This window comes from Halomonas sp. C22 (assembly GCF_007655045.1).
In the GTDB taxonomy this organism is placed as follows: domain Bacteria; phylum Pseudomonadota; class Gammaproteobacteria; order Pseudomonadales; family Halomonadaceae; genus Vreelandella; species Vreelandella hamiltonii.
Genome location: NZ_VBVC01000010.1, coordinates 20080 through 33397, shown reverse-complemented (window position 1 = coordinate 33397; position 13318 = coordinate 20080). Strand labels below are relative to the sequence as shown.

Genomic DNA, 13318 nt, shown 5'->3' with positions numbered 1-13318 from the left:
CAGCCGCGTTTTCTTTGGCCTCCCCTGATGCCGAAGTGGTGGAATTGGTAGACACGCTATCTTGAGGGGGTAGTGACCGTATGGTCGTGCGGGTTCAAGTCCCGCCTTCGGCACCATCTGTTTCGCTGGCTCGCCAGCTTCCCAGAGTATTTGCCAAAGAAAGTCAGGGTTGGCACCTGAGACGAAAACAGCACTTGACGTCAGTAGTTTAAGTGTCTATTATCGTCGACCTAGATTGATGCGGGGTGGAGCAGTCTGGTAGCTCGTCGGGCTCATAACCCGAAGGTCATCGGTTCAAATCCGGTCCCCGCTACCATTTATTTAGCAACATTGCAGTGTCGTGAAGCAGTTCGCAATTTGTTTCAAGGCAGCGAAAAGATCGCAACATGTTGCTAAAATGGTATTACAGGTTTCTTTCGAAAAGCCCCTTCCTGTGAAGGGGCTTTTTGTTAGTAGCTTTTTTGCGAGCCAAGAGTGTCTCACGCGCGGACGTTGTTCAGTAGCCAGAGACACATTCCCAGGTAATGCCAATCAGCCTCCTGGCTTTTATCAAGACTCCTGGCCAGGCGCCTGATGCAACGGCTATAGGAGCTTTGTCTGTGGCCACAAAACACGCTGCGCTTCATGCGCTGATCGAACCCATCGTTGCCGCCATGGGCTTCGAGCTTTGGGGCATCGAGCATGTTTCCCAGGGCAAGCATTCGCGGCTGGTCATTTATATCGAGCGTGAGAGCGGCGTCAGCGTGGAAGACTGCGCCGATATCAGCCGTCAAGTCAGTGCCGTGATGGATGTGGAAGATCCGATTCCTGGCGAGTATCGCCTGGAGGTCTCGTCACCCGGTATGGCACGCCCCCTTTATTCTCTGGATCACTTCACTCGCTACCAGGGCCATCAGGTGGCGCTGAAGCTACGCCTCGCTTTCGATGGCCGACGCAAGTTCCAGGGGTTGTTGGCTGGGGTCGAAGGAGACGAAGTGCTGCTGCAAATGGAAGGCGAAGAGTACTGCTTTCCCATTGAAAGCATTGATGCTGCGCACGTTGTCCCGCAGTTCGAAGAATAACGGGTGGCGGCTTCCGGTAGATGCCGGGTCGACGCACAAAAGGACAGGTTTTCTGGCGAGGCATACGCATGAGTAAAGAAATCTTAATGGTCGTGGACGCGATCTCCAACGAAAAAGGCGTCCCCCGTGATGTAATTTTCGAAGCGGTTGAAGCCGCGCTGGCCAGCGCGTCGCGCAAGCGTTTCGAGCACGAAGAAGCCAATGTGCGGGTGCGTATCGACCGTAAAACCGGCGACTACGACACCTTCCGCTACTGGACCGTCGTGGAAGACGACGAGTTCGAGACGCCTGACTACGAAATCAAGCAGAGCATCGCCGAGCAGCGGGATCCGCCGCTGGCGTTGGGCGATGTGGTCGAGCAGAAGATCGAAAACGCCATGTTCGGCCGTATTGCCGCACAAACCGCCAAACAGGTCATCGTCCAGAAAGTGCGCGAAGCCGAGCGCGCTGAAGTCGTGCGTCAATACGCAGACCGTGAAGGCGAGCTGGTGGCCGGTATCGTCAAGAAGACCACCCGTGATGGCCTGATCATCGACCTGGGCGAGAACGCCGAAGCGTTCCTGCCGCGCAACGAGATGATTCACGGCGAGCGCTACCGCATGAACGAGCGAGTGCGTGCGCTGCTGGTCAAGGTGGACCCGGATGCCCGTGGTGCACAGCTGCAGCTGTCGCGTACCTGCCCGGAGTTCATCATCGAACTGTTCAAGATCGAGGTGCCGGAAATTGCCGAGCAGCTGATCGAAATCAAAGGGGCGGCTCGCGACCCCGGCTCTCGGGCCAAGATCGCGGTGAAAACCAACGACCGCCGTATCGACCCGGTGGGCGCTTGTGTGGGTATGCGTGGTTCTCGGGTGCAGGCGGTCTCTTCCGAGCTGCAGAACGAGCGCGTCGATATCGTGCTGTGGGATGACAACCCGGCGCAACTGGTCATCAATGCCATGGCGCCTGCCGATGTGGCGTCTATTCTGGTGGACGAAGACGCCCACGCGATGGACGTGGCGGTCGCCCAGGACAACCTGGCCCAGGCCATTGGTCGCAGCGGCCAGAACGTGCGCCTGGCGTCCGAGTTGACTGGCTGGCGTATCAACGTCATGACCGAAGACGAGGCGGAATCCAAGCGCGAGCAGGAGATCGACAGCCTGGTGGACTCTTTCGTTCAGCACCTGGAAGTGGACGAAGACGTTGCCCGCCTGCTGGTTGAAGAAGGGTTCACCACCCTGGAAGAAGTTGCCTACGTGCCGCTGGAAGAGATGCTCGAAATCGAAGAGTTCGATGAAGAGCTGGTGGAAGAGCTGCGTGCACGCGCAAAAGACGAGCTGCTGACGATGGCGATTGCCTCGGAAGAAGCGCTGGACGGTGCCCAACCAGCGGATGACCTGCTGGAAATGGACGGTATGGAGCGCCACCTGGCCTTCATTCTCGCCAGCCGCGGCATTGTCACAATGGAAGATCTCGCCGAGCAGTCTGTCGACGATCTGGTCGATATCGAGGAGTTGGACGAAGCGCGCGCAGCGGCACTGATCATGACTGCCCGTGCGCCCTGGTTCGAAACCGACGACACATCGGATTCGAACACACAGTAAACAGGTCACGGGCTGAGGAGGGTCACTATGTCGGATATGACAGTTAAAGATTTTGCAGTGAAGGTGGGCCGCGATGTGCCCCGCCTATTGGAACAGATGAAAGAAGCCGGTTTGCAGCACGCCTCGGAAAGCGACGCCGTATCTGAAGAAGACAAGCAGACGCTGCTGAGCTTTCTGAAGAAGAGCCACGGCGGCAGCGACAACGAGCCGAGCAAGAACCGCATCACCCTGACGCGTAAAACCCGTAGCCGCATCAAGACCGGCGAGCGCGGTAAAACCATCGAAGTTCAGGTGCGCAAGAAGAAGACCTACGTCAAGCGTGAAGAAGAGAAGCCCAAGGCTGCCGAGCCCCAGCACTCTGGCCCGCGCCAGCTGGTAGGCGATATGGCCGAAGCGGAAGCCGAGCGCAAGGCGCAGGAAGCCCAGGCGGCAGAAGAGAAAGCCGTAGCCGCAAAAGCCAAGGCTGCTGAAGACGCTGCACGCAAGGCGGCGGAAGAGCAAGCCAAGGCCAAGGCGGCAGAAGTGCCGGACATCGACGTGCCTGACCTGGAAATCGACGATGCACCGACGGGTGAAGACCTGCCGCCTGCACCGCCGAAGGAAGGCCGTACCGACCGTCGCACGGCACCGCCCAAGAAGACGGCTGCCAAGAAAAAAGGCCGCGACGATGACGACGATCGCGGTGATCGCGAAGAGCGCAAGCGTGGCGGTGGCGGCAAGAAGGTCAAGCGTGCCGAGCGCCGTGGTGGCCGTCGTGGCGGCGCAAGCCAGAGCGGCAACGGCAAGCACGGCTTCCAGAAGCCGACTCAGCCGATCGTGCGTGAAGTCTCGATCCCTGAATCGATCAGCGTTGCCGAGCTGGCCGACAAGATGTCGATCAAGGCCAACGAAGTCATCAAGGCCATGTTCACCATGGGCGCGGCGGTGACCATCAACCAGACCATCGACCAGGACACTGCGGCGATCGTCGTGGAAGAGATGGGTCACAAGGTCAAGCTGGTGAAGGACGATGCACTGGAAACGGAAATGCTGGAAGGCATCTCCTACGAAGGCGAAGAGATCACCCGCTCACCCGTCGTGACGGTCATGGGTCACGTTGACCACGGCAAGACCTCGTTGCTGGACTACATCCGTCGTGCCAAGGTCGCGACTGGCGAAGCGGGCGGTATTACCCAGCACATCGGTGCTTACCACGTGGAAGACAACCACGGCGGCGTCACCTTCCTGGATACCCCCGGTCACGCGGCGTTTACCGCCATGCGTGCTCGTGGTGCCAAAGCCACCGACGTGGTCATCCTGGTCGTGGCTGCTGACGATGGCGTGATGCCGCAAACCGTTGAAGCGATCGAGCACTCCAAAGCGGCTGAAGTGCCCATGGTCGTGGCGGTGAACAAGATCGATAAAACGGGCGCGGACTTCGACCGCATTCGTAACGAGCTGTCACAGCACGGCGTGATCTCCGAAGAGTGGGGCGGTGACACGCAGTTTGTTCACGTGTCCGCCAAAACCGGCGAAGGCATGGAAGACCTGCTGGAAGCGATCCAGCTGGCCTCCGAAGTGCTTGAGCTGACGGCCGTTCCGTCGGCGCCTGGCAAAGGTGTCGTTGTCGAGTCTCGCCTGGACAAAGGCCGTGGCCCGGTGGCTACCGTGCTGGTTCAGAACGGTACGCTGAAGAAGGGTGATATCGTGCTGGCAGGCCTGCACTACGGTCGCGTTCGTGCGCTGACCAATGAGCTGGGTCAACAGGTCGATACCGCTGGCCCCGCCATGCCGGTCGAGATCCAGGGTCTCGACGGCACGCCGGATGCCGGTGACGACTTCATGGTCGTGGCCGACGAGAAGAAAGCCCGTGAAGTGGCCAACTTCCGTCAAGGCAAATACCGCGAAGTGCGCCTGGCGCGTCAGCAGAAAGCCAAGCTGGAGAACATGTTCAGCCAGATGGGCCAGGACGAAGTGGCCAAGGTCAACATCGTCCTCAAAGCCGACGTTCAGGGGTCACTGGAAGCCATCAAGGGCGCTCTGGAAGAGCTCTCCACCGACGAAGTGCAAGTGGCAGTGGTCTCCTCCGGCGTGGGTGGTATCACCGGAACCGACGCCAACCTGGCGCTGGCGTCTGAAGCCATCGTGGTCGGCTTCAACGTACGTGCCGATGCCGCAGCCCGTGAGATCATCGAGCGTGAAGGTCTGGATCTGCGCTACTACAGCGTCATCTACCAGCTGATCGACGAGGTCAAGCAGGCGATGAGCGGTATGCTTGCCCCCGAGTGGAAAGAAGAGATCGTGGGTGTGGCCGAAGTACGCGACGTCTTCCGCGCGCCGAAGATCGGTGCGGTGGCCGGCTGTATGGTCGTCGAAGGCACGGTTTCCCGCAGCAAGCGTATCCGCGTTCTGCGTGACAACGTGGTCATCTACGAAGGCGAACTCGAATCGCTGCGCCGCTTCAAGGACGACGTACAAGAAGTGCGTAACGGCATGGAGTGTGGCATCGGCGTGAAGAACTACAACGATGTTCAGGTCGGCGACAAGATCGAAGTCTTTGACCAAGTGAAGGTCGAGCGCAGCCTGTAAGGCAGCGAGGAGTCAACATGCGCGAATTCAAGCGTACCGACCGGGTAGCCGACCAGCTCCAGAAGGAGCTGGCGGTACTGATCCAGCGGGAAGTAAAAGACCCGCGTCTTGGCATGATCACGGTGAGCGGCGCTGCCGTCAGCCGTGACCTGGGCTACGCCGATATCTATGTCACCCTGCTGGGTGAACAGGAGCCCGAGCGTATCAAGGAAAACCTGCAGGTGCTCAAGCGCGCCTCTGGGTTTCTGAGAAGCCAGATTGCCAAGCGCATCAAGCTGCGCCACGTGCCCGAGCTGCGTTTTCATTACGATGAAAGCGTGGTGCGTGGCCAGCACCTCTCATCGCTGATCGACGAGGCGGTCTCTACCGACCGTGCCCGCCAATCAGATGACGAGGACGACACCGACGCCCAGGGTGAGGAGACGCGCTAATGGCTCGTCGCCGTCGCGGATTACCGGTGAATGGCGTGGTGCTGCTGGACAAGCCCAAGGGTATTTCCAGCAACCATGCACTCCAGCGTGTGCGCCGTCTGTTCGAGGCGCAGAAAGCCGGGCATACCGGCACGCTGGACCCCATGGCAACGGGCTTGCTGCCCATTTGCCTGGGGGAGGCCACCAAGTTTTCCGCACACCTGCTGGAAGCCGACAAGATGTATCGCACCCGGGTCGAACTGGGCGTGATCACCGACACCGGCGATGCCGAGGGTAACGTCATCGAGCGGCGTGAGGTGCCAAGCCTCACCGCCGAGGATGTGGAGGCCGTGCTGGTCCGCTTTCGTGGCGAGATCGACCAGGTGCCGCCCATGTATTCGGCGTTGAAGCACCAGGGCAAGAAGCTCTACGAGCTAGCGCGCGAGGGCAAGCAGGTTGAACGTGCAGCACGGCGGGTTAGCGTGTATGATGCGCGCCTGCTGGCGTTCGAGGGTCATGCCTTCGAGCTGGAAGTCAGTTGCAGCAAGGGAACCTACATCCGAACCCTGGCCGAAGACATTGGCCTGGCGCTGGGGTGTGGTGCCCACATCAGTCAACTGCGCAGGCTCAAGACCGGCCCCTTCGGTGGCGACGCCATGTGGACCCTGGAGGCGCTGGAAGCGCTGGCAAGTCAGGCTCATCGCGAGGCGGAACTGATGCCCGTCGATGTGCTGGTGGATCATCTGCCATCGCTCAGCGTGGACGATGCTGCCTATGACAGGCTGGCCCACGGGCAGTCGGTGCAGCTGGCCAGTGGCGAGTTGGCAGCAGATGCGCTGGCACGACTTTATCACGCCGAGACCTTTATCGGTCTTGGCGTTGTAAAAGGGCCGCAGGAAGTGGCTCCCAAGCGACTGTTGAGTACGGTCGCTCGTTCGTAATTTCGCCGTGAAAACGTTGCAAGGATGCGGCGATTTGCGCGAAAATAGTAGCTTGAGACTGCAAATATGCGTGGTCTCACCCATTCATTTTTAGGCATATTGCTTACTGGAGAGACAGATGGCATTAACCGCTGAGAAAAAGGCCGAAATCGTCAACGAATACGGCCGCGGCGACAACGACACCGGTTCCCCTGAAGTGCAGGTTGCACTGCTGAGCGCCAACATCAATGGCCTGCAGGACCACTTCAAGACCAACAAGCAGGATCACCACTCTCGTCGTGGTCTGATCCGCATGGTAAACCAGCGTCGTAAGCTGCTGGACTACCTGAAGCGTAAGGATTTCGAGCGCTATCAGTCTCTGATCCAGAAACTGGGTCTGCGTCGCTAAGCAGTAACGGCAACGATTCAAAACGGGCAGCTCCTTGCGAGCTGCCCGTTTTTTTGTTTGAGGTAGCCGTCAGCCGCGTCAACGCCTAGAATGGTGGCGAGTCAAAACGACCCAAGCGAAAAGACAAGTAGCTATTAATGTTAAAGGAAGTCGCCGTGAATCCGGTCAAAAAAACGTTCCAATACGGTCGTAGCACCGTCACCCTCGAAACTGGGCGTATCGCTCGCCAGGCCACTGGTGCCGTCATGGTCACCATGGACGAGACCGTCGTACTGTGTACGGTGGTGGCGAAGAAAGACGTCAATCCCGCCCAATCCTTCTTCCCGCTTTCGGTGCACTACCAGGAAAAGACCTACGCGGTCGGCAAGATTCCTGGCGGCTTCTTCAAGCGTGAAGGTCGCCCCACCGAGAAAGAGACCCTCACGTCACGGCTGATCGACCGCCCCATTCGCCCGCTGTTCCCCAAGGGCTTCATGAACGAAGTGCAGGTGATCTGTACCGTTCTGTCGACTGACCGCAACCATGATCCGGATATTGCGGCCATGCTGGGCACCTCGGCAGCGCTGAGCATCTCAGGCGTTCCGTTCAATGGCCCGATTGGCGCTGCGCGCGTTGGCTTCAACGAAGAGCAGGGCTACTTCCTGAACCCCACCGTCGAAGAGCTGACCACCTCCGAGCTGGACATGGTGGTGGCCGGTACCGAAAACGCCGTGCTGATGGTGGAGTCGGAAGCTCAGGAGCTGCTGGAAGACGAAATGCTGGGTGCCGTACTGTTCGGCCACCAGGAGATGCAGGTGGCGGTCAACGCCATCAAGGAACTGGCTGCTGAAGCAGGCAAGCCGCGCTGGGACTGGCAGCCGCCCGCCGAAAATGTGGCGCTGAAAACCGCCATGGCCGATGCGTTCGAAGCCAAAGTGGGCGATGCGTACCGCATTACCGACAAGATGGCGCGTCAGGATGCGCTGGCCGAGCTGAAAGAGGCTGCTTTGGCCCAGCTGGTGGCTGAAGAAGGTGACTCCTCGGAAGGCAAGTTCAGTGCCGATGACGTCAAGGGGGCCTTTGCGGCGCTGGAGAAGCGCGTGGTGCGCTCTCGCGTCGTCAAGGGCGAGCCGCGCATCGACGGCCGCGACAACGTCACCGTGCGCCCGCTGGCCATCGAAGTCGGCGTGCTGCCCAAGACTCACGGCTCTGCCATCTTCACCCGTGGTGAAACCCAGGCCATCGCCGTGGCGACACTGGGTACGCTGCGCGACTCGCAGCTGATCGAGTCGCTGGAAGGCGAGCGTAAAGACCGCTTCATGCTGCACTACAACTTCCCTCCCTACTCGGTGGGTGAAGCAGGCTTCATGGGTGGCCCGAAGCGTCGTGAAATCGGTCACGGCCGTTTGGCTCGTCGTGGCGTCCAGGCCATGCTGCCCTCCGAAGAAGATTTCCCCTACACCATTCGCGTGGTGTCGGAAATCACCGAATCCAATGGTTCCAGCTCCATGGCCTCGGTCTGTGGCTCCTCGCTGGCGCTGATGGATGCAGGCGTTCCGCTGAAAGCCCCGGTGGCGGGTATTGCCATGGGTCTCGTCAAGGACGAAGACGGCTACGCGGTGCTGACCGACATCCTGGGTGACGAAGACCATCTGGGCGACATGGACTTCAAGGTGGCGGGTTCTGAAGAGGGTGTTACTGCCCTGCAGATGGACATCAAGATCGAAGGCATCAACGAAGAGATCATGGAAACTGCGCTGCAGCAGGCTCACGATGCGCGTATCGGTATCCTGGCGCAGATGAACGCCGTGATCAGCCAAAGCCGTACCGATGTCTCCGAGAATGCGCCTTCCATGGCCACCATCAAGATCGATCCGGACAAGATCCGTGACGTCATCGGCAAGGGCGGCGCTACCATCCGCAAGATTTGCGAAGACACCGGCGCGTCCATCGACCTCGATGACGACGGCACCGTGCGCATCTATGCCGAAGACAAGGCTGCGGCCAAGAAGGCCATCGATACCGTACTGGCCATCACGGCAGAAGCGGAAATCGGCAAGCTCTACCAGGGCAAGGTCGTGCGCATCGCCGACTTCGGGGCTTTCGTGAACATCATGCCGGGTACCGATGGCCTGGTGCATATCTCGCAAATCGTCGCCGAGCGCGTCAACAACGTGCGCGATTTCCTCAACGAAGGTGACGATGTCGTCGTGAAGGTGCTGGATATCGACAACCGCAACCGCGTGAAGCTCTCGATCAAAGAGATCACCGAGGAAGAGAAGGCCGCGTTTGCCGCTGCCGAGGCGGATATCGCAGGCTAATCGGCCACCCGCGTGTGACCACCGCCCCTGCAGCCCCTGGCTGTGGGGGCGGTGTCGTTTGGTAGCCCCGCATATTTGAAGCCCCACGTATTTTGATAGACCCATACAGAGGAAGCAGCATGGAGCAGCAGGAGTCACCGCGCTGGTGGGCGGTGGTCGCCGTGATGATCGGCATCTTTTTACTGGTAACCGCCGAACAGCTGCCCATTGGGCTGCTCTCGCAGGTTGCTGCAGACATGGGCGTGACCCCCGGCATGGCCGGGTTGATGGTCACCGTGCCGGGAGTGGTGGCGGCGTTTTCCGCCCCCTTGCTGCCGGTGGCCGTCGGCCGTCTGGACCGCCGCATCATGCTGACGCTGATGATGGTGGTGATGGTCATTGGCAGCCTGCTGTCGGCCCTGGCCACGACCTTCATCTTTCTCCTGGCCGCCAGGGTGCTGGTGGGGATGAGTATTGGCGGTTTCTGGGCCATTGCTGGCAGCATTGCGCCGCGCCTGGTGCCGGCGCATCAGGTGGCCCGTGCCATGACCATCATCTTCGGTGGCGTGGCGGCAGCCTCGGTGCTGGGCGTGCCTTTGGGGACCCTGCTGGGGGATGCCAGCCACTGGCGGGTGGCCTTCGGCGCCCTTGGCGGCTTGAGCCTGCTCACCGCCGTGGCGCTATGGGTGTGGTTGCCGCCGCTTCCACCCCGTGAGCCGGTGCGCTTGCGCATGCTGGCGCAGCAGTTGCAAAACCGAGGCGTTCGGGTCGCCGTGCTGACCACCGGGCTGGTGGTGGTCGGGCACTTCGTGGCGTACACCTTTATCAGCCCGATCCTGCAGGAGATCAGCGGCGTGGCCCAGCGGCATGTGGGTAGCCTGCTGCTGCTCTATGGGGCGGCAGGCATTCTGGGCAATATCGCCGCTGGGGCCTTTGCCGGGCGCCATCCTTATCGGGCGGTGTTGGTCATCCCCAGCCTGCTGCTGGTGGTAGTCGGGCTGTTTCCGCTGCTGGGCGTGCAACCGACCAGTGGTGTGCTGCTGCTGATGCTGTGGGGCGCCGTGTTTGGCAGCGTTTCGGTCAGCATCCAGACCTGGATTCTGCGCACGGCCCCCAATACCGAAGCCGCCACGGCGCTGATGGCGTTTGTCTTCAATATGTCGATTGGCCTGGGCGCCATGGTGGGCGGTCAGGTGGTGGACAGCACCAGCCTACCGGTGACCATGTGGGCATCGGCAGGACTGTTCCTGCTGGGGATGCTGCTGGTATGGCGCACCCCCGCGCGCATCGTGGGGGAAAAGCACCGCTAGCCGTCAGGCAAAAAAATGCCCCCGCGTGTGCGGGGGCAGTCATCACGGCGCGAGAGCGCGGTATCAGGGGCGCTCGATGGCCAGCGCCACCCCTTGCCCACCACCGATACATAGCGTGGCCAAGCCTTTCTTGGCATCGCGGGCGATCATTTCGTGGAGCAGCGTGACCAGCACGCGGCAGCCGGAGGCACCGATGGGGTGGCCAATGGCAATGGCGCCGCCGTTGACGTTGACCTTCGAGGTATCCCAGCCCAGCTCCTTGTTGACCGACAGCGCCTGAGCCGCGAAGGCTTCGTTGGCTTCGACCAGGTCCAGGTCATCCAGGCTCCAGCCCGCTTTTTCCAGGCAGCGGCGGGTAGCCGGTGCCGGGCCAATGCCCATGATGGCCGGATCGACCCCTGCATTGGCATATGCGGCAATGCGTGCCAGCGGCTCCAGGCCCAGCTCTTTGGCTTTTTCAGCGGAGCACAGCATGACCACGGCAGCACCGTCGTTGAGCGATGAAGCGTTGCCTGCTGTCACGGTGCCATCTTTCTTGAAGGCAGGGCGCATGCCGCCCAGCTTGTCAGCAGACACTTCGCGCGGGTTTTCGTCAGTATCAAAAACCACCGGGTCGCCTTTGCGCTGGGGGACTTCCACCGGCACGATCTGGCCTTTGAACTTGCCCTCTTTGATGGCAGCCGCAGCTTTTTGCTGCGAAGCGGCGGCAAATTCGTCCATCTCTTCCCGGGTGATGGCGTATTTTTCGGCCAGGTTTTCGGCAGTGATGCCCATGTGGTAGTTGTTGAACGCGTCCCACAGGCCGTCGTGGACCATGGAGTCGATGGCTTTCCAGTCGCCCATGCGCTGGCCGTTACGCGAATTCGGCAGGATGTGCGGGGAGGCCGACATGTTTTCCTGGCCGCCTGCCAGAATGATCTCGGCATCGCCACAGCGAATGGCCTGAGTGGCCAGGTGCAGCGCCTTGAGGCCGGAGCCACAGACCTTGTTGATGGTCATGGCTGGCACGCTCTCTGGCAGGCCTGCCTTGATGGCGGCCTGGCGAGCGGGGTTTTGGCCGACGCCTGCGGTCAGTACCTGACCCAGCAGCACTTCATCGATCTGTTCAGGAGCCACGCCCGTCGATGCCATGATGTCTTTGATGACCAGCGCGCCCAGGTCGCTGGCAGGAATACCGGCAAGTGAACCGCCAAATGAGCCTACAGCAGTGCGGCGAGCCGCCACAATGACCACGTCTTGCATACATTGACTCCTTGAGTGAGTGTTGCATCGTTTCTATCGCAGATAAATTCATCGCAGGTAAATTCATCGCAGATAGATGCATCGCAGATAGACGAGCCGCCTATCTCTTGTTGTTAGCGTCGTTACTGCGTGTCGTGTCAGGCTTGGCTACCAGCATAGGGGAAGGTTGTGCGTTGCGGCAATACGCTTTTTTTGCAAATAAAAACGGGCCGATCAACGGCCCGCTGGAAACGGCGTGTTTGCAACGCGTGCGTCTTACGCCAGCTGTACCGGAATGGCATTGCTGGTGTGGCTGACGTGGTTGCCTTCCTGCAGGTAGACCAGCGCGGGCTGGTGCTGCTCCACTTCGGCTTCGGAGTAGTGGGCGTAGCTGCAGATGATGATGCGGTGCCCAGGCGAGGCCAGATGCGCCGCCGCGCCGTTGATGGAGATCAGCCGCGAGCCTTCTTCACCGCGAATGGCGTAAGTGGTGAAGCGCTCGCCGTTCTCCACGTTGTAGATCTGGATCTGTTCGTTTTCGCGGATCCCGGCCATGTCCAGCAGCTCGCCGTCGATGGCACAGGAGCCTTCGTAGTTGAGCACGGCGTGGGTGACGCGGGCCATGTGCAGCTTGGCCTTGAGCATGATGGTGTGCATGAAAACTCCTGGATGACGAGCCAGCCCGACGGCTAGCCCTGGGCAGCTTTGGGTAGCTGCACACTGATGTTGTCGATAAGCCTTGCCGGGCCGAGTTTGGCAGCTGCCAGCAGAACGGCCTGGTGGGTGGACGGCGTGACCGGGCCGAGTTCGGTGTCACGCAGCTCCAGATAGTCGGGCGTAAAGCCGGCATCATACAGCGCAGCCTTGCCGCGTTGTAGTACCTGTTCGATAGGCTCGCCTTGCCCCAGCGCCTCGCGTAATGCGCACAGCGTGCGATATAGCGCAGGTGCCTGGGCGCGCTCTTCGGCACTGAGGTAGCCATTGCGTGATGACAGGGCCAGACCGTCCTCGGCACGCACGATGGGCACGCCCAGAATCTCGATGGGCATGTGCAGGTCGGCGACCAGCTTGCGGATCACCGCCAGCTGCTGATAGTCCTTTTCGCCAAAGCAGGCGACATCGGGCTGAACCAGGTGGAACAGCATGCTGACCACCGTCGAGACGCCATCGAAGTGCCCAGGGCGTGACCCGCCGCACAGTCCTTCGCCTACCACCGGTACGTGGACACGGGTTTGTGCCGTCAGGCCATTGGGGTAGAGCGCACTCACCGTGGGGGCGAACAGAACATGGCAGCCTGCCTCGGTGAGCTGGGCCTGGTCCGCCTCGAAGGTGCGCGGGTAGGCATCCAGGTCTTCACCCGGGCCAAACTGCATCGGGTTGACGAACAGGCTGGAGACCACCACGTCCGCGTGCTGCCGGGCAGTGGCCACCAGGGCCAGGTGACCGGCATGCAGGTTGCCCATGGTGGGCACCAGCGCAATACGCTGCCCCTGGAGCCGGTATTCGCGCAGCATGGCGCGTAGCTCGTTGATATCTCGCAAAGTGCGCATAGGAAAT

11 protein-coding genes and 2 tRNA genes are annotated in these 13318 nt (G+C 60.6%); 10 read left to right on the top strand and 3 right to left on the bottom strand.

All coding sequences use genetic code 11. The annotated features are described in order from the left end of the window. Positions 1 to 29 precede the first annotated feature (29 nt). The 10 genes from FEU76_RS15945 to FEU76_RS15900 all read left to right on the top strand — a co-directional run bounded on the left by FEU76_RS15945 (position 30) and on the right by FEU76_RS15900 (position 10540). Positions 30 to 116 (top strand) — tRNA-Leu (locus FEU76_RS15945). A gap of 123 nt (positions 117 to 239) precedes the next feature. Then, positions 240 to 316 (top strand) — tRNA-Met (locus FEU76_RS15940). A 283-nt stretch (positions 317 to 599) separates the two neighbouring features. Then, positions 600 to 1061 carry a ribosome maturation factor RimP gene (rimP, locus tag FEU76_RS15935; protein ID WP_081138051.1) on the top strand — a complete coding sequence of 154 codons (462 nt, stop codon included), beginning with the start codon at positions 600 to 602 and terminating at the stop codon, positions 1059 to 1061. Positions 1062 to 1129: 68 nt separating this feature from the next. Continuing rightward, complete coding sequence (gene nusA / locus FEU76_RS15930; RefSeq protein WP_039181366.1) at positions 1130 to 2644, top strand: transcription termination factor NusA; 1515 nt, start codon at positions 1130 to 1132, stop codon at positions 2642 to 2644. 27 nt (positions 2645 to 2671) lie between these two features. Beyond that, positions 2672 to 5212, top strand: a complete 2541-nt coding sequence (gene infB / locus FEU76_RS15925) for a translation initiation factor IF-2 (RefSeq protein ID WP_039181363.1) — start codon at positions 2672 to 2674, stop codon at positions 5210 to 5212. Between the two features lie 17 nt (positions 5213 to 5229). Continuing rightward, positions 5230 to 5643, top strand: a complete 414-nt coding sequence (gene rbfA, locus FEU76_RS15920) for a 30S ribosome-binding factor RbfA (protein WP_016915926.1) — start codon at positions 5230 to 5232, stop codon at positions 5641 to 5643. Continuing rightward, a complete protein-coding gene (truB, locus tag FEU76_RS15915; protein WP_016915927.1) occupies positions 5643 to 6563 on the top strand; it encodes a tRNA pseudouridine(55) synthase TruB in 921 nt (306 codons plus the stop codon). Before rbfA ends, truB begins: the two co-directional genes overlap by 1 nt. A 118-nt stretch (positions 6564 to 6681) precedes the next feature. Further along, on the top strand, positions 6682 to 6951 hold the full coding sequence (gene rpsO, locus FEU76_RS15910) for a 30S ribosomal protein S15 (RefSeq protein WP_016915928.1): 270 nt from the start codon (positions 6682 to 6684) through the stop codon (positions 6949 to 6951). A 137-nt stretch (positions 6952 to 7088) separates the two neighbouring features. Further along, a complete protein-coding gene (pnp, locus tag FEU76_RS15905) occupies positions 7089 to 9251 on the top strand; it encodes a polyribonucleotide nucleotidyltransferase (protein ID WP_081193556.1) in 2163 nt (720 codons plus the stop codon). A gap of 119 nt (positions 9252 to 9370) precedes the next feature. Beyond that, positions 9371 to 10540: an MFS transporter gene (locus FEU76_RS15900; protein WP_016915930.1), complete on the top strand. Its 1170-nt coding sequence runs from the start codon at positions 9371 to 9373 to the stop codon at positions 10538 to 10540. 63 nt (positions 10541 to 10603) lie between these two features. Here the strand turns inward: FEU76_RS15900 and FEU76_RS15895 are convergent, their stop codons facing one another. The 3 genes from FEU76_RS15895 to panC all read right to left on the bottom strand — a co-directional run bounded on the left by FEU76_RS15895 (position 10604) and on the right by panC (position 13311). After that, on the bottom strand, positions 10604 to 11782 hold the full coding sequence (locus FEU76_RS15895) for an acetyl-CoA C-acetyltransferase (protein ID WP_039181351.1): 1179 nt from the start codon (positions 11780 to 11782) through the stop codon (positions 10604 to 10606). 255 nt (positions 11783 to 12037) lie between these two features. Beyond that, positions 12038 to 12418 (bottom strand): aspartate 1-decarboxylase, encoded by a 381-nt coding sequence (gene panD, locus FEU76_RS15890; RefSeq protein ID WP_016915932.1) that lies wholly within the window; start codon positions 12416 to 12418, stop codon positions 12038 to 12040. 32 nt (positions 12419 to 12450) lie between these two features. Continuing rightward, entirely contained in the window at positions 12451 to 13311 is an 861-nt protein-coding gene (gene panC, locus FEU76_RS15885) for a pantoate--beta-alanine ligase (RefSeq protein ID WP_144984267.1), read from the bottom strand. Positions 13312 to 13318: the final 7 nt, after the last annotated feature.